This is a genomic window from Bradyrhizobium pachyrhizi (assembly GCF_001189245.1).
GTDB lineage: Bacteria > Pseudomonadota > Alphaproteobacteria > Rhizobiales > Xanthobacteraceae > Bradyrhizobium > Bradyrhizobium pachyrhizi.
Window position 1 is genome coordinate 16,258 of sequence record NZ_LFIQ01000115.1, and the last position, 16,852, is coordinate 33,109.

Consider the following 16,852-nt stretch of genomic DNA (forward strand, 5'->3'; position numbering starts at 1 on the left):
CGCCGATATCGACGGCATGATCGCGCAGGGCGCTGCGTTCTGGCCGCTGCAGGTCGCCCGCGAACTCGACGACGCGATCCTGCATCTGCGTATCAACGAGCTCGAGATCGCGATGCTGGTGTTCAAGAGCCACGGCGACCGCGCCAATGTCGTGTCCTATGACGCGTTCCTGGAGGCCAACAAGGCGCACTGGCTGGTCAACGAGGTCAGGCATTACTGGAAGCGCGTGCTCAAGCGCATCGACGTCACATCACGCACGCTGGTGACGCTGGTCGAGCCCGGCTCCTGCTTTGTCGGCACGCTGGCCGAGCTCGTGTTCGCCGCCGACCGCTCCTACATGCTGATCGGCCAGAAGCAGGGCGACAACCGCCCACCGCCGGCGATCGAGCTGACGGCGATGAATTTCGGGCCCTATCCGATGAGCCACGGCCTGACCCGGCTGCAATCGCGCTTCCAGGCCGATCCGTCGGATATCGAGCGCGCGCAAGGCTCGATCGGCAAGGCGCTCGACGCGGAGGAGGCCGAAGAGCTCGGCCTCGTCACCTTCGCGCTCGACGACATCGACTGGGACGACGAGGTCCGCGTGTTCTTCGAGGAGCGCACCTCGTTCTCGCCCGACGGCCTCACCGGTATGGAAGCCAATCTTCGCTTCGTCGGTCCCGAGACCATGGAATCGAAGATCTTCTCCCGCCTCACGGCGTGGCAGAACTGGATCTTCCAGCGGCCGAACGCGGTCGGTGAGGACGGCGCGCTGCGCCGCTACGGCACCGGCCAGAAGGCGCAATTCGACATGACGCGAGTTTAAGGGAGCACGGCCATGAACATCATGAACGTCGATTACTCGACCAAGATTCCGAACAACGTGAATCTCGCCGAGGACCGCCAGGTGCTCAAGGCGCTGGAGGGCTGGCACCCCGGCTACATGGACTGGTGGAGCGACATGGGGCCAGACGGCTTCCAGGAATCGCTGGTCTATCTGCGCACCGCCTATTCGGTCGATCCGCGCGGCTGGGCCAAGTTCGACTACGTGCGGATGCCCGAATATCGCTGGGGCATCCTGCTTGCGCCGCAGGAAGAGAACCGCGTCATCCCGTTCGGCGAGGACTATGGCAAGCCGGCCTGGCAGGAAGTCCCCGGCGAGCATCGCGCGATGCTGCGCCGCCTGATCGTGATCCAGGGCGACACCGAGCCGGCCTCGGTCGAGCAGCAGCGCCATCTCGGCAAGACCGCGCCGTCGCTCTACGACATGCGCAACCTGTTCCAGGTCAATGTAGAGGAAGGCCGCCATCTCTGGGCGATGGTCTATCTGCTGCAGAAGTATTTCGGCCGCGACGGCCGCGAGGAGGCGGACGATTTGTTGCGCCGCCGCTCGGGGGATGCGGATTCTCCGCGCATGCTCGGCGCCTTCAACGAGGCGACGCCAGACTGGCTGTCGTTCTTCATGTTCACCTACTTCACCGACCGCGACGGCAAGATGCAGCTGCACTCGCTGGCGCAGTCGGGCTTCGATCCGCTTTCGCGCACCTGCCGCTTCATGCTGACCGAGGAAGCCCACCACATGTTCGTCGGCGAGACCGGCATCACCCGCGTCGTGCAGCGCACCTGCGATGCGATGAAGGAAGCCGGCATCACCGATCCGAACGACATCGCCAGGATCCGCGCGCTTGGCGTGATCGACCTGCCGACCATCCAGAAGAAGCTGAACCTGCACTATTCGCTGTCGCTCGACCTGTTCGGCTCGGAAGTGTCGACCAACGCGGCCAATGCCTTCAATGCCGGCATCAAGGGCCGCTACAAGGAAACCACGATCGACGACGACCACCAGCTCAAGAGCTCGACCTATCCGGTCATGAAGATGGTGGACGGCCAGATCAAGATGGTCGACGAGCCGGCGCTGACCGCGCTCAACATGAGGCTGCGCGACGACTACACGCAGGATTGCGTCAAGGGCATGCTGCGCTGGAACAAGGTGATCTCGACCGCCGGCATCGACTACAAGCTAGCGGTGCCGAACACCGCCTTCCACCGCCAGATCGGCGAGTTCAAGGACGTCCATGCGACGCCCGATGGCCTCCTGATCGACGACGCCACCTGGGCCAAGCGCAAGAACGACTGGCTGCCGTCGACCGCGGACGGCGATTTCATCGCCTCGCTGATGAAGCCGGTGACAGAACCCGGCCAGTTCGCCTCCTGGATCTCGCCGCCCAAGGTCGGCATCGACAACAAGCCGGGGGACTTCGAGTATGTGAGGATTGAGAGCTGAGGGCGAGCTAACAGTTCCTCTCCTCCCGGAGGGGCCGAAAAGGGGTAAGCCGAGAAGGTCCTGGCTTGCCCCTTTTCTTTTGCGTCGTGCGCTCATTCCGTCATCACCCGCGAAAGCGAAAGCGGGTGATTCAGTATTCCAGAGACTGCCGAGCAGGATTGAGAGGCCGGCGTACTGGATGCCCCGGTCGAGCCGGGGCATGACAGCGATAGAATGGCGCCCAAAGTCGATCGTCGCGATACCGTGCTAGCCCGCGATCTCCAGCCCCGCGGTCGCATAGACCACGCCGCCGTCGACCGCGATGGTGTTGCCCACGACATAGTCGCCGGCGCGCGAGGCGAGATAGATCGCGGTACCCGCCATATCCTCGTCGGTGCCGACGCGCTTCGCCGGCACGCGCTTGGCGACCTCGCCGGCGTGGTCGCGCGCGGCGCGGTTCATGTCCGATTTGAAGGCGCCGGGTGCGATCGCGGTGACGTTGATGTTGTCCTTGATCAGGCGGGTCGCCATGCGGCGCGTCAGGTGGATCACCGCAGCCTTGCTTGCGGCATAGGAATAGGTCTCCATCGGGTTGACGAAGATGCCGTCGATCGAGGCGATGTTGATCACCTTGCCCGGCTTGTCGTGCGTCGCCGCTGCGCGCAGTGGCTTGGCCAGCGCCTTGGTCAGGAAGAAGATCGACTTGACGTTGAGGTTCATCACCTTGTCCCAGCCGCTCTCCGGAAATTCGTCGAAATCCGCGCCCCAGGCCGCGCCGGCATTGTTGACGAGGATGTCGAGCTTCGGCTCGCGCTTGATGATCTCGCCCGCGAGCTTGTCGCAGCCCTCGACGGTCGAGATGTCGATCGGCAGCGCGATGCACTCGCCGTCATAGGCGGCGGACAGCTCCTGGGCGGTCGCCTCGCAGGGACCGGCCTTGCGCGCCGTGATGTAGACCCTGGCGGCCCCCTGCGCGAGGAAGCCGGCCGCGATCATCTTGCCGATGCCGCGCGACCCCCCGGTCACCAATGCGACGCGGCCCTTCAGCGAAAACAGATCCTTGAACATGCGCTCCTCCATTGCGTTGCCACTGGTTCTGGGCGCGGCCGGGGAACGAGTCAAGGAGAGCTCGAAGGCGCAAGTGGGAGCATGGCTTGCCACCTCCCCTTGAAAAGGGAGGTCGCTTTGCTCGCAGAGCAAGGCGGGTGGGGATCTGCTCTCTCCACAGACGCCGTCGTCTGTGGCCGGACCCCCATCGCGACCTTCCCCCTTTCAGGGGGAAGGAGAAGACTGAAAATCCGCGGCGGTATCCTCCGCGCGCATCACGCCGCGTCGATGCGGCGAAAGCCGTTCCACACCGCGGTGGCGGCGCCTGATGTCAGCACCGGCAGCAGGCGCGCGTCCTGGTAATTGCCGTTCAGTGAGACCCGCTGCAAGGCGGTCAAATGGTCGGCGCTTTCGGGAAACAGCATGCCCGGCCGCGTCGTCACCGCGGTCCGGAAGCCGATCGACCGGGCGAGGGCGAATTCACGCTGCCCGGCGGCGATCCGGTCGCCATAGGGATAAGCGAGATGCAATGCCGGCCGCTGCAACGCATCCTCGATTCGCGCCCGGCTGGTCGCGAGCTCGAACGACGCGATGGTCTCGCTCTGCTTGGCGAGATTGCAATGGGTGATGGTGTGCGCGCCGATCGTCACCAGCGGGTCGTCGGCGAAGCCGCGCAACTCGTCCCATGACATGCAGAGCTCGCGCGCGATGCCGGTCTCGTCGACGCCGTGACGGGCGCACAGCGCTGATATCTCGGCCTGCATCTCCTGCTCGCCGGGCAGTGAACGCAGCCAGTCGTGGATGCGGCCGAAGGCAGTACGCTTGGCCTGCGGTGTCGCGGTGTCGATCCGCGTCATGGTGCCGTCGATCGGCACCTCGATCGCGGACGCCGCCGCGATCACCCGCTCCAGCGCGATCCACCACAATCTGCCGCAGCCCTCGGCGAAATCGCTCGCGACATAGACCGTGAACGGGGCGCCGAACTCGCGCATCACAGGCAGCGCGAAATCGCGATTGTCGCGATAGCCGTCGTCGAAGGTAAAGCAGGCGAAGCGCCGTGCGAAATTCCGTTCGGCGAGACGACGATGCGCCTCGTCGATGCTGATCACGTCGACGTCGAGCGCGCGCAGATGCGTCAGCATCGCGCGCAGGAAGTCCGGCGTGACCTCGAGATGATGGTTCGGCTGGAACGTGTCGCCGCGCCGCGGGCGGACGTGGTGCAGCATGAAGATGGCGCCGACGCCGGCGAAGATCGGCCGCAGCAGGATGTGCGCACCCGAGAAATACAACGCCTCCATGCCGGCACGGATCACGGTATTGCGGAGTTGTTTCATGAGGGCGCGGGCCGGCCGATTTGCATTCCGCGGCAAACTTAGCGAAAGACCACTGAAGAAACTGTTATCCCGGTCCGACATGGCGCCCCCGCCATGGCGCGTCATTTGGGGTTTGACAGTCAGCCAAGGGTTTGATTTCTCTCTGGTTCCCGACCCGCAGGACGCTGAATGCACGGACTTTTCAAGTGGAGTGGCAAGTGGTGGCCGGGGGTGATTCCACTGGTCGTGCTTTGGGGTCTTGCGGCCTGGACCAGCACTGCAACGGTCGAAGCGGACCTTGCCGCGCGCTCTAATGCCGCACTCAAGGATACCGTCCTCGACAAGCGCCGCATCAGCGTCGACGGCCGCGATGTGAGGTTCGCGGCCAACGCCTTCTCCGAAGACGGCCGCCTCAGCGCGGTGGCGTCGGTCGAAGCCGTGCCCGGCGTGCGGCTGGTGAACGACGAGACCCGCCTTGTTCCCGAAGCCAAGCCCTTTGTCTGGTCCGCGGAACGCGACGTGGTGCGGGTCACGCTTGGTGGCAATGCGCCGCTGCCGTCGAGCAAGGGCAAGTTGACCGAGGCCGCGAAGGCCGGTCTCGGCGGCGTCGAGGTGGTGGATCAGATGGTGCTCGCCCGCGGCGCGCCGCTGCGGTTCGACGCGGCGGCGCTGCTGTTGCTCGACCAGATCGGCAAGCTGAAGGAAGGCAAGATCACGCTGACCGACAACAAGGTCAATCTCGCCGGCATGGCGCGCGAGCTCGGCGGACGCGAAGCGGTCGCCGCGGCGCTGAAGAACCTGCCGGAAGGCTATTCGATCGCCGCCAACGACATCAAGGCGCCGCCTTACGTGTTCCAGGCCTACAAGGACCCGGTCGCGGTGACGCTGACGCTGACCGGCTACGTCCCCGACAACAACGTGCACGCCGCGCTGGTCGCCGCCGCCGGCCGCAAGTTCTTCAGCGAGAAGGTGGTCGACAATCTCAAGGCCAGCATCGGCGCGCCGTCGGGTTTCGCGGCCGCGGTGGTGCCCGCGCTCGGCGCGCTGTCGCGGCTGTCGACCGGAACGCTGGTGGTATCGGACCGCGAGGTGAAGCTGTCGGGCGATGCGCTCTACGATGCCGCCGCCGGCCAGATCCGCGACGGGCTCGGCAAGGATTTTCCGCAGGGCTGGCAGTACAAGGCCGAGGTCACGGTCAAGCCGGCGGCTGCCCCGGTCGATCCCACGGTGTGCCAGCAGCTGTTTTCCGAAATCCTCTCGAAGGGCAAGATCCGCTTCGAGTCGGGGAAGGCCGACATCGTGCCGGATTCCGCCGGCCTGCTCGACCGCCTGATCGAGACCGCGTTGCGCTGCCCCAATGCGACGATCGAGATCGCCGGCCATACCGACAGCGACGGCGAGGAGGCCGCCAACCAGGCGCTGTCGGAGCGGCGCGCGCAGGCCGTGGTGGAATACCTCGTGCGCGCCGGGCTGCCCGCCAACCGCTTCACGCCGATCGGCTATGGCAGCACGCAGCCGCTCGCCGGCAACGAGAGTGAAGACGGCAAGGCGCAGAACCGCCGCATCGAATTCGTGGTGAAGTAGCGATGACCGTGCTCGCGACATTCTTCTGGGGTTGGCTGCTCGGCGCGGCGCTGCTCGGCTTTTGCATGGGCTGGATCGCGGTGGTGCATCGGGCGCAGGGCGTCTCGAAGGTCTGGATGCGCTGGCTGGCGCTGCTCGCTGCCGCGCTGGTGGCGACGTCGTTCGCGCGGATCGTGCCCGGCCGGTTCGGCTACTGGCTCGACCTCTTCCTGGTCATGTTCGCGCTCTATCTCGTCGGCTGCGCGATCGGCTCCTGGCTGCGCGACTGGGTGGTTTCGCGCAGCAAGCCCGCGAGCTGACCTCAACCTCTTGATCCGGCAGGCCTGAGCGGCGTCGCCAAGCGCAAGGCGAGCCGCATTCTTCTTAGGGCTTGACATTAATACGTACGTACGTATTAAGTCGCGGTCATGCCAAAACCCTCTCTTCGCGATGCCATCCTCGACGCCGGCCTGAAGGAAATGTTCCGGACTGGCTATCATGGCACCAGCGTGCGCGACGTCACCGCCGCCGCCGGCGCGCCGCAGGGCTCCTTCACCAACCATTTCCGCTCGAAGGAGCTGTTCGCGTCCGAGGTGCTGGACCGCTACTTCCTCTATGTGCGCGGCCTCGTCGCCGAGGCGCTGGGCGACCTGACGCTGACGCCGCGCGAGAGGCTGAGAAGCTACCTCGATCTGATCACCGGCAAGCTCGCGCATGACGGCTTCACCCGCGGTTGCCTGATCGGCGATTTCAGCCTCGAGGCGTCGGGCTCGAGCGAGGTGCTGCGCGAGCAGCTCGACGACATCTTCCGGGAATGGCGCGCGCCGTTTGCGGCCTGCATCGCCGAGGCTCAGGCCACAGGCGAGATCGCCTCCGACTTCGATCCCGATCAATTGGCCGATTTTCTGCTCGCATCCTGGCAGGGCGCGATGCTGCGCATGAAGGTCGAACGCAGCGAAGCTGCGCTGACGCGTTTCAAGACGATCGCATTCCAAACCGTGTTCAAGGAGTTGCCATGATCATATCCGCCGATATCAGCCTGCATCATCGCGCTGTGCTCGAGAGCACGATGACCTATCGCGAGACCCGCCGCAGTGACGCGCCGCATGTGCTGTTCCTGCACGGCAATCCGACGTCATCCTACATCTGGCGCAACATCATGCCGCTGGTCGCCCCCGTCGGGCACTGCATCGCGCCCGACCTGATCGGCTACGGCCAGTCCGGCAAGCCCGACATCGGCTATCGCTTCTTCGACCAGGCGGACTATCTCGACGCGCTGATCGACGAGCTCGGCATCGCCTCGGCCTATCTAGTCGCCCAGGATTGGGGCACGGCGCTCGCCTTCCACCTCGCGGCACGCCGTCCGCAACTGGTGCGCGGGCTCGCCTTCATGGAGTTCATCCGCCCAATGCGCGATTGGTCGGACTTCCACCAGCACGACGCCGCGCGGGAGACGTTCCGGAAATTCCGCACGCCGGGCGAGGGCGAAGCGATGATCCTCGACAACAATGCGTTTGTCGAACGCGTGCTGCCCGGCTCGATCCTGCGCACGCTCAGCGAGGAGGAGATGGCCGCCTACCGCGCGCCGTTTGCGACGCGAGAAAGCCGCAAGCCGACCTTGATGCTGCCGCGCGAGCTGCCGATCGCCGGCGAGCCGGCCGATGTCGCGGAGGCGCTCACGGTGGCGCATGCGGCGCTCGCGACATCGACCTATCCGAAGCTGCTGTTTGCGGGGTCGCCCGGGGCACTGGTGTCACCGGCCTTTGCCGCCGAATTCGCCAGGACGCTCAAGCATTGCGCGGTCATTCAACTCGGCGCGGGCGCGCACTATCTGCAGGAGGATCATCCGGAGGCGATCGGCCGTTCTGTGGCCGGCTGGATCGCCGGCGTCGAGGCCGCCTCCGCGCAGCGCCACGCCGCATGAGTGCACGGAGGGCGTGACATGAGGAATGTCTCGATCACCTATTGCCGCCCGTGCGGCTATGAGAAGCGTGCCAAAGAGGCCGCGGCGCTGTTGCGCGAGCGCCTTGGCGTCGATGCGACGCTGATCCCCGGCAAGGGCGGCATCTTCGAGGTCAAGCTTGGCGACGAGGTTGTCGCCAGGCGCGCCAAGGGACATTTTCCCGATGCCGCCGAGATCGTCGCCGCGGTCACGGCGGCGCGGGATTGCTGATCAGCGGAGCGCCTCTCGGCGGGTACGGAAGATCATTCTCTATTCGGCCGTGCCGGTGCTTCACCGTAGTTTTCCGGATGGCCTTGCGGGCTGTTCGGCGGGCTAACTGCCGCACGCGCATGTCAAGTCTTGTCGAAGGCGGCGGGAAACGCGCATATTTGTGCATCCGCTGTCATGAATCATCCCTAATATCTTGAAGATGCGCGTTTTATTGTCTTTTGACGAATTCCACTCCGGTTTAAAACGCGCTACACGGGCCAGGGCACAGCGAAGCGCCGGCGAAGTTCGCCCGGGAGCCGTCGTCGCGGGATCGCAATTCGAGGTCTAGATGCTGGAAGCAATACGCAGGGCGATGGCGTTTCTGCGCCAGAAGCAAATCCTGCATCGGCTGGGTGTTGTCATCAGCATCGCCGTCATCGGCATCGCCTGCTACGTCCTGTATCACATGCTGCGCGGCATCGACACCAACGAGGTGCTCGAGGCCATCAAGAGCACCGAGCCGCGGCAGATTGCCCTGGCGGGACTGTTCGTCGCGGCGGGCTACTTCACGTTGACCTTCTACGATCTGTTCGCGGTGCGCGCGATCGGCCACGCCCATGTGCCCTATCGCATCAACGCGCTCGCGGCCTTCACCTCCTATTCGATCGGCCACAATGTCGGCGCCAGCGTCTTCACCGGCGGCGCGGTGCGTTACCGGATCTATTCGGCGTGGGGGCTGAACGCGATCGACGTCGCCAAGATCTGCTTTCTCGCCGGGCTCACCTTCTGGCTCGGCAATGCCGCGGTGCTCGGGCTCGGCATCGCCTACCACCCCGAGGCCGCCGCCAACATCGACCAGTTGCCGCCCTGGCTCAACCGGGCGCTGGCATTCGCGATCATCACCGCGCTGGTCGCCTATGTGGTCTGGGTCTGGACCCAGCCGCGGGTGGTCGGCCGCGGCCCCTGGACGGTGACCCTGCCGGGCGGCCCGCTGACGCTGCTGCAGATCGCGATCGGCATCCTCGACCTCGGCTTCTGCGCGCTGGCGATGTACGTGCTGGTGCCGGACGAGCCAAATCTCGGCTTCGTCGTGGTCGCGGTCATCTTCGTGTCGGCGACCCTGCTCGGCTTCGCCAGCCACTCCCCCGGCGGCCTCGGGGTGTTCGACGCCGCCATGCTGGTCGGCCTCTGGCAGATGGACCGCGAGGACCTGCTCGGCGGTATGCTGCTGTTCCGGCTCCTCTACTATATTGCGCCCTTCGTCATATCTGTAATCTTGCTGACGTTTCGGGAGGTTATCGTCGGCGCCCGACTCAAACGGCTGCCGCAGGCTGATTCGGGTCCCCGCGCCGAGCCGCACCATGAGGCGGTTCTGGTTCGCAAGCGCGGTGACTCCGGGGTCTGATGAAGCGGCCCGATGCCTCCCGAGGGAAGGTCGATGTGACCGCGCCTGGGCGAGACATGAACCGACGGGATGAAAGCCGCCGCGATGGCAATTGACGATTCGCATTCCTCCATCTTCTCGCCCTGGCCCGACCGGTTGCGCCATTCCGCGCTGATCCTGCTTGCCGCAGCGCTGGCCTTGAGCGTGGTGGTCGCGCTCGGCGAGTTGTCGCTGGTGCGCGCCTGCGCCGTGTTCGTCTGCATCGCGGCCGCGGCGCTGGTGCCGTGGCGGCTGCATGATGCCGGAACCTCGCGCGAGGATGTCCGCGGCGTCAATCCGGTCGAGGCCGCCGCCGTCAGCGCGGTCGTCGCCGGCATGCCGGATCCGGCCGTGCTGCTCGATCGCGCCGGCCGCGTCATCCATCTCAACGCCGCCGCGGCGCAGCTCGCGCCGGCGCTGCGCAAGAACGAACTGGCGCAATTTGCCCTGCGTTCGCCGGAGATCATCACCGCGCTGCGCGAGGCGATCGCGACCACCGAGCCGCGCCGCGCCACCTACACCGACCACGTTCCGGTCGATCGCTGGATGGAACTGGTGATCACGCCGGTGCCGGTGCCGACCCAGTTCGGCGGCACCGAGAAGTGCATGCTGATGACCTTCCACGACCTGACGCCGCTGCGCCGGGTCGAGGAGATGCGCGCCGACTTCGTCGCCAATGCCAGCCACGAACTGCGCACGCCGCTCGCCGCCTTGTCCGGCTTCATCGACACGCTGCAGGGGCCGGCACGCGAGGACGCGCGGGCGCGCGAGCGCTTCCTCGGCATCATGCACACCCAGGCGACCCGCATGGCGCGGCTGATCGACGATTTGCTGTCGCTGTCGCGGGTCGAGCTGTCGGCCCATGTGCGGCCCGAGGCCTCGATCGACATCGTGCCGATCATCCGCCAGGTCGCCGACGGGCTCGAGGCGCTGGCCAGCGAGCGCCAGGTCGAGATCGAGGTCGACCTGCCTCAGGCTCCGGTCATGATCGCCGGCGACCGCGAGGAACTGCTCCGCCTGTTCGAGAACCTGATCGAGAACGCCCTCAAATACGGCGCCTCCGGGGGCCGCGTCATAGTGTCGCTGAATCAGGCCGTTTCGGGCGCATCGGGCGAGGGGGCTCCCGAAATCCGTGTCATGGTACGGGATTTCGGCCCCGGCATCGCCCCGGAGCACCTGCCGCGGCTGACCGAGCGCTTCTACCGGGTCGACGTCGGCGACAGCCGCAACCAGGGCGGAACGGGCCTCGGATTATCGCTGGTGAAACATATTCTTAACCGTCATCGCGGGCGTCTTTTGATCGAGAGCGTGCCGAGGAATGGCGCCACTTTTACCGCCTGTTTTCCCCGGCCGAAGACCCCGTTACCAACTCAAAGTTAAGCGTTTTCAGAAGCTTAGCGCTGTCATCCAACTGTCATCCAACCTTCGTAAAAGCAGCACCGACCGCTCCTAGATGGACCGGCGTGAGCGCGATCGGGCGCATTCGGCGCTTCGCTCACAGGATGGAGACCACCCATGAATTTCATCAAAGCAATCGTCGCAGCCGGCATGATCGCCGCTTCGACGTCGGCCTTCGCTGCCGATATTACCGGCGCGGGCGCGACGTTTCCGTTCCCGATCTATTCGAAGTGGGCTGACGCATACAAGAAGGAGACCGGCAACGGTCTGAACTACCAGTCGATCGGCTCCGGCGCCGGCATCAAGCAGATCCAGGCCAAGACCGTGACCTTCGGCGCCACCGACGCGCCGCTCAAGCACGAGCAGCTCGAGAAGGACGGTCTCGTGCAGTGGCCGATGGTAATGGGCGCGATAGTCCCGGTCGTGAACCTCGAAGGCATCAAACCGGGTGACCTGGTCCTGTCGGGCGAGGTGCTCGGCGACATCTATCTCGGCAAGATCACCAAGTGGAATGACGCGGCGATCGCCAAGCTCAATCCGAAGCTGACCCTGCCGGGCGATGCGATCACCGTCGTGCGCCGTTCGGATGGTTCGGGCACCACCTTCAACTTCACCGACTATCTCTCCAAGTCGAACGCCGACTGGAAGTCCAAGGTCGGTTCCGGCACCGCGGTCGAATGGCCGGTCGGCGTCGGCGCCAAGGGCAACGAAGGCGTTGCCGGCAACATCAGCCAGACCAAGAATGCGATCGGCTATGTCGAGTATGCCTACGCCAAGCAGAACAAGCTGACCTACACCGGGCTGGTCAACAAGGCCGGCAAGACCGTGCAGCCGACCATGGCTGCCTTCCAGGCTGCCGCCTCGAATGCCGACTGGGCCAAGGCTCCCGGCTACTACGTGATCCTGACCGACCAGCCGGGCGAGGCCTCCTGGCCGATCACCGCGGCGACCTTCATCCTGATGCACAAGGACTCGACCGACAAGGCGGCCTCGCAGGAAGCGCTCAAGTTCTTCAAATACGCCTTCGAGAAGGGCGACAAGGCGGCCGAAGAGCTCGACTACATCCCGATGCCGGACTCGGTCGTCAAGCTGATCGAGAAGACCTGGTCGTCGGACATCAAGAGCTAAGTCCGACGCTGCGACAGGACCTGTGCCGACTCGATCGAGGCACAGGTCGAGCGACCAAGACCCGGTCTCCATCACCGCGGCAACAAGCGCGGGATCGAGGCCGGGGTTCGCGCCTCAAGGGGCGTGGCTGGAACGACGACGCCCGGCCAAATGCGTCAGTGAAGATCGCTTCGGGGCGTAGCGGTTTGCGTGGCTTTTGCATACTAAAGAGGGGATTGGCGTGGCAGACATGGCTGTTCAGAGCGATGTGATGGAAGCCGCGGGACCTTACGATCGCGCCAAGGCCCTCAGCGCCTTCAAGCTCGGTGACCTCACCTTCTATTGGATCACCCGCATCTCGGCGATTTCGGTTCTGTTGATCCTCGGCGGCATCATCCTGTCGCTGATCGTCGGCGCCTGGCCGGCGATGAAGGAATACGGCTTCGCCTTCCTCTGGACGCAGCGCTGGGCGCCCTCGGCCGATCCGCCGGTGCTCGGCGCGCTCGGCCCGATCTACGGCACGCTGATCACTTCGGTGATCGCGATGCTGATCGCCATTCCGGTCGGCATCGGCATCGCCGTGTTCCTCACCGAGCTCTGCCCGCAAGTGCTGCGCCGCCCGATCGGCATCGCGATCGAGCTGCTCGCCGGTATCCCCTCCATCATCTACGGCATGTGGGGCTTCTTCGTGCTCGGCCCGTTCCTGGCCAACACGTTCCAGCCTTTCATGATCCGGATCTTCGAGGGCGTCCCGGTGCTGGGCGCGGTGTTCGCCGGCCCGCCGTCCTATCTCAGCCTGTTCAACGCTGCATTGATCCTTGCGATCATGGTGCTGCCCTTCATCACCGCGATCTCGGTCGACGTGTTCAAGACCGTGCCGCCGGTGCTGAAGGAGGCCGCCTACGGCATGGGCTGCACAACCTGGGAGGTCGTCCGCAGCGTCGTGATCCCCTACACCCGCGTCGGCGTGATCGGCGGCATCATGCTGGCACTCGGCCGGGCCCTCGGCGAGACCATGGCGGTGACCTTCATCATCGGCAACTCGTTCCGCATCTCGTCGTCGATCTTCGCGCCGGGCACCACGATCTCGGCGGCGATCGCCAGCGAATTCGCCGAGAGCGACGGCCTGCACCAGTCCGGCCTGATCCTGCTCGGCTTGCTGCTGTTCGTGCTGACCTTCTTCGTGCTCGCCGGCGCGCGGCTGATGCTGATGCGGCTTGAAAAGAAGGCGGGGAAGTAACGCCATGAACCCGATCTACAAATCTCGCCGCCGCAGCGACATCGTCATCCGCGCACTCTGCGTCGGCGCCGCGCTGTTCGGCGTCACCTGGCTGGCCCTGATCCTGATCACGCTGCTCTATAACGGCCTTGCCGGCCTCAGCGTGCAGCTGTTCACCCAGAACACGCCGCCGCCCGGCTCGACCGAAGGCGGCCTGCTCAACGCCATTGTCGGCTCGGTCATCATGACCGTGATCGGCGTCGGCATCGGCGCGCCGCTTGGCCTGTTCGCCGGTACCTATCTCGCCGAATACGGCAAGCACGACAAGCTGACCTCGGTGATCCGCTTCATCAACGACATCCTGCTCAGCGCGCCCTCGATCATCATCGGCCTGTTCATCTATGGTGCGGTGGTGGTGCCGATGCGCGGCTTCTCGGCGATCGCAGGCAGCCTCGCGCTCGCGGTGATCGTGATCCCGGTCGTGCTGCGCACCACCGAGGACATGCTGCTCTTGGTGCCCAATCCGCTGCGCGAGGCCGCCTCCGCGCTCGGCCTGCCGCGTTCGCTGGTGATCAAGCGGATCGCTTATCGCGCGGCGCGATCGGGTCTGATCACCGGCGTGCTGCTGGCGACCGCCCGCGTCGCCGGCGAGACCGCGCCGCTGCTGTTCACCGCGCTGTCGAACCAGTTCTTCAGCCTGGATCTGACCAAGACGATGGCCAACCTGCCGGTGACCATCAACAATTTCGTGCAGAGCCCCTACGCCTACTGGAAAGAGCTGGCGTGGAGCGGTGCGCTGCTCATCACATTCACCGTGCTCGCGTTGAATATCGGCGCGCGTATCCTTGGTGCCGAAAGGGCCGCAAAATGACCGAGCTTTCTGTCTCCACGACTGCCGCGGGCCACGTTCCCCAGGTTCCGCTGCCGGAAGCGCCGCCGAAAGTCACGGTGCGCAACCTCAACTTCTATTACGGCGAGCACCACGCGCTGAAGAACATCAACCTGACGCTCGGCACCAACCGCGTCACGGCGTTCATCGGCCCGTCCGGCTGCGGCAAGTCGACCCTGCTGCGCATCTTCAACCGGATGTACGACCTCTATCCGGGCCAGCGCGCGGTCGGCCAGCTGATGCTGGACCAGACCAACATTCTCGACCCCAAGCTCGACCTCAACTTGCTGCGCGCGCGGGTCGGCATGGTGTTCCAGAAGCCGACGCCGTTCCCGATGACGATCTACGAGAACATCGCCTTCGGCATCCGCCTCTACGAGAAGATCTCGAAGTCCGAGATGGACGACCGGGTCGAGAAGGCGCTGCGCGGCGGCGCGCTGTGGAACGAGGTCAAGGACAAGCTGAACGCCTCCGGCCTGTCGCTCTCCGGCGGCCAGCAGCAGCGGCTGTGCATCGCGCGCACCGTGGCGGTGCGTCCCGAGGTGATCCTGTTCGACGAGCCGTGCTCGGCGCTCGACCCGATCTCGACCGCCAAGGTCGAGGAACTGATCCAGGAGCTCTCCGAGGACTACACGATCGCGATCGTCACCCACAACATGCAGCAGGCGGCGCGCGTCTCCGACAAGACCGCCTTCATGTATCTCGGCGAGCTGATCGAGTTCGACGACACCAACAAGATCTTCACCTCACCGAGCGATCGGCGCACCCAGGACTACATCACCGGCCGGTTCGGTTGACCGGCGCATGATCCGGAAAAGTGGCAACCGGTTTTCCGATCAGGTCATGCTAAAATTCAGGACACGAAACCATGATCCCCGGGACCATGGTTGAGGGAGACAAGCGATGGCTTCTGAACATACCGCCAAGGCATTCGACAGCGACCTGCAGGAGTTGACCCGCCTGGTCGCCGAGATGGGCGGCCTAGTCGAACGGATGATTACCGAGTCGGTCGACGCGCTGATCCGTCGCGACGTCGCGCTCGGCAAGCGCGTGGTCGCCGCCGACATCGAGATCGACAATCTGCAGCGCAACATCGAAGAGCGCGCGGTGCTGACGATCGCGCGCCGCCAGCCGATGGCGATCGACCTGCGTGAGATCGTCAGCGCGATGCGCGTCGCCACCGACCTCGAGCGGATCGGCGACCTCGCCAAGAACATGGGCAAGCGCGTCGCGGCGCTGGAGAGCGATTTCCAGCCGCTGAAGCTGATCCGCGGCCTCGAGCACATGACCGACCTCGTGCTGTCGCAGGTCAAGTCGGTGCTCGACGCCTATGCCGCGCACGACCTGCCGGCGGCGATGAACGTCTGGAAGGGCGACGAGGAGGTCGATGCGATCTGCACCTCGCTGTTCCGCGAACTGCTCACCTACATGATGGAAGATCCGCGCAACATCTCGTTCTGCATCCATCTGATGTTCTGCGCCAAGAACATCGAGCGGATCGGCGATCACGCCACCAATATCGCCGAGACCGTATTCTACATGATCGAGGGCCAGCAGATCACCGACAAGCGCCCGAAGGGCGACATGACCACTTTTGCCACCACGGTGCCGGGCAGCTGAGGCTTGATCGGCAAGCGCGGAACCGGATTGTCCTTCGACAACTCGTTTCCGCGGGGACTATGCTCAAGGAAGTAAGCGTTTCGGTTTGCGTCTGGGCAACGGATCACCACAGAGAAAGAACTTAAACCGATGAGCGCACGCATTCTGGTAGTCGAAGACGAGGAAGCGCTGACGACGCTGTTGCGCTACAATCTCGATGCGGAAGGCTACGATGTCGAGACGGTCGGGCGCGGCGACGATGCCGACACCCGCCTGAAGGAGCGCGTTCCCGACCTCGTGGTGCTGGACTGGATGCTGCCGGGCCTGTCCGGCATCGAGCTGTGCCGCCGCCTGCGGGCGCGGCCCGAGACCAAGCAACTTCCGATCATCATGCTGACCGCGCGCGGCGAGGAAAGCGAGCGCGTGCGCGGGCTTGCCACCGGCGCCGACGATTACATCGTCAAGCCGTTCTCGGTGCCGGAGCTGCTGGCGCGGGTGAAGGGCCTCTTGCGCCGCGCCAGCCCGGAGCGGCTTGCGACCGTGTTGACCTACGGCGACATCGAGCTCGACCGCGAGAAGCGCCGCGTGGCGCGCTCGGGCCGTCCGATCGATCTCGGGCCGACCGAGTATCGCCTGCTCGAATTCTTCCTCGAGCATCCCGGCCGCGTGTTCAGCCGCGAGCAACTGCTCGACAGCGTCTGGGGCCGCGACATCTACATCGATGAGCGCACCGTCGACGTGCATATCGGCCGTCTGCGCAAGCTGCTCAATCCCGGCCGCGAGCAGGACCCGATCCGCACCGTGCGCGGCGCCGGCTACGCGCTCGACGACCGCTTTGCCAAGGCCGAGCCGCAGCCGTAACGGCCACAACTAGTGCGCAATTGCGCACGGGAGCCGGCA

General features: G+C 65.1%; 16 protein-coding genes and 1 pseudogene. 15 read left to right on the plus strand and 2 right to left on the minus strand.

Annotated features, from left to right (window positions below):
• Together AKL29_RS45800 and boxB are read left to right on the plus strand one after the other, a co-directional pair.
• Window positions 1–805 (plus strand): annotated as a pseudogene (locus AKL29_RS45800) (2,3-epoxybenzoyl-CoA dihydrolase); the annotation flags it as partial.
• A gap of 21 nt (window positions 806–826) precedes the next feature.
• Window positions 827–2,263 (plus strand): benzoyl-CoA 2,3-epoxidase subunit BoxB, encoded by a 1,437-nt coding sequence (gene boxB / locus AKL29_RS30965; protein ID WP_050386785.1) that lies wholly within the window; start codon window positions 827–829, stop codon window positions 2,261–2,263.
• Between the two features lie 246 nt (window positions 2,264–2,509).
• Here boxB and AKL29_RS30970 read toward each other — a convergent pair whose 3' ends face one another.
• Both AKL29_RS30970 and AKL29_RS30975 read right to left on the minus strand, forming a co-directional pair.
• Window positions 2,510–3,310 (minus strand): SDR family NAD(P)-dependent oxidoreductase, encoded by an 801-nt coding sequence (locus tag AKL29_RS30970; protein WP_050386786.1) that lies wholly within the window; start codon window positions 3,308–3,310, stop codon window positions 2,510–2,512.
• 254 nt (window positions 3,311–3,564) lie between these two features.
• Window positions 3,565–4,623, minus strand: coding sequence for a polysaccharide deacetylase family protein (locus AKL29_RS30975; RefSeq protein WP_050386782.1), 1,059 nt, complete (start codon window positions 4,621–4,623; stop codon window positions 3,565–3,567).
• A 168-nt stretch (window positions 4,624–4,791) separates the two neighbouring features.
• Between AKL29_RS30975 and AKL29_RS30980 the strand changes: the two genes are divergently transcribed.
• From AKL29_RS30980 to phoB, 13 genes are all read left to right on the plus strand, one after another.
• The gene (locus tag AKL29_RS30980) at window positions 4,792–6,186 is read left to right on the plus strand and encodes an OmpA family protein (protein ID WP_050386783.1); all 1,395 of its coding nucleotides are present in this window, start codon (window positions 4,792–4,794) and stop codon (window positions 6,184–6,186) included.
• Window positions 6,187–6,188: 2 nt separating this feature from the next.
• Entirely contained in the window at window positions 6,189–6,485 is a 297-nt protein-coding gene (locus tag AKL29_RS30985) for a hypothetical protein (protein ID WP_016844056.1), read from the plus strand.
• A gap of 108 nt (window positions 6,486–6,593) precedes the next feature.
• A complete protein-coding gene (locus AKL29_RS30990; protein WP_028333757.1) occupies window positions 6,594–7,184 on the plus strand; it encodes a TetR/AcrR family transcriptional regulator in 591 nt (196 codons plus the stop codon).
• On the plus strand, window positions 7,181–8,089 hold the full coding sequence (locus AKL29_RS30995; protein ID WP_028333756.1) for a haloalkane dehalogenase: 909 nt from the start codon (window positions 7,181–7,183) through the stop codon (window positions 8,087–8,089). The genes AKL29_RS30990 and AKL29_RS30995 overlap by 4 nt, the downstream gene beginning before the upstream one ends.
• Window positions 8,090–8,107: 18 nt before the next feature.
• Window positions 8,108–8,338 (plus strand): SelT/SelW/SelH family protein, encoded by a 231-nt coding sequence (locus tag AKL29_RS31000; RefSeq protein WP_028333755.1) that lies wholly within the window; start codon window positions 8,108–8,110, stop codon window positions 8,336–8,338.
• 328 nt (window positions 8,339–8,666) lie between these two features.
• Window positions 8,667–9,722 carry a putative bifunctional lysylphosphatidylglycerol flippase/synthetase gene (locus AKL29_RS31005; RefSeq protein WP_026192163.1) on the plus strand — a complete coding sequence of 352 codons (1,056 nt, stop codon included), beginning with the start codon at window positions 8,667–8,669 and terminating at the stop codon, window positions 9,720–9,722.
• An 84-nt stretch (window positions 9,723–9,806) separates the two neighbouring features.
• Window positions 9,807–11,120 carry an ATP-binding protein gene (locus AKL29_RS31010; protein WP_028333754.1) on the plus strand — a complete coding sequence of 438 codons (1,314 nt, stop codon included), beginning with the start codon at window positions 9,807–9,809 and terminating at the stop codon, window positions 11,118–11,120.
• A 135-nt stretch (window positions 11,121–11,255) separates the two neighbouring features.
• A complete protein-coding gene (gene pstS / locus AKL29_RS31015) occupies window positions 11,256–12,266 on the plus strand; it encodes a phosphate ABC transporter substrate-binding protein PstS (protein ID WP_028333753.1) in 1,011 nt (336 codons plus the stop codon).
• Window positions 12,267–12,495: 229 nt separating this feature from the next.
• Window positions 12,496–13,485 carry a phosphate ABC transporter permease subunit PstC gene (gene pstC, locus AKL29_RS31020; protein WP_016844063.1) on the plus strand — a complete coding sequence of 330 codons (990 nt, stop codon included), beginning with the start codon at window positions 12,496–12,498 and terminating at the stop codon, window positions 13,483–13,485.
• Between the two features lie 4 nt (window positions 13,486–13,489).
• Window positions 13,490–14,335: a phosphate ABC transporter permease PstA gene (gene pstA, locus AKL29_RS31025; protein WP_050386784.1), complete on the plus strand. Its 846-nt coding sequence runs from the start codon at window positions 13,490–13,492 to the stop codon at window positions 14,333–14,335.
• Entirely contained in the window at window positions 14,332–15,150 is an 819-nt protein-coding gene (pstB, locus tag AKL29_RS31030) for a phosphate ABC transporter ATP-binding protein PstB (protein WP_016844065.1), read from the plus strand. Before pstA ends, pstB begins: the two co-directional genes overlap by 4 nt.
• Before the next feature lie 106 nt (window positions 15,151–15,256).
• On the plus strand, window positions 15,257–15,973 hold the full coding sequence (gene phoU / locus AKL29_RS31035) for a phosphate signaling complex protein PhoU (RefSeq protein WP_028333751.1): 717 nt from the start codon (window positions 15,257–15,259) through the stop codon (window positions 15,971–15,973).
• A gap of 129 nt (window positions 15,974–16,102) precedes the next feature.
• Window positions 16,103–16,813, plus strand: coding sequence for a phosphate regulon transcriptional regulator PhoB (gene phoB / locus AKL29_RS31040; protein ID WP_016844067.1), 711 nt, complete (start codon window positions 16,103–16,105; stop codon window positions 16,811–16,813).
• Window positions 16,814–16,852 lie beyond the last annotated feature (39 nt).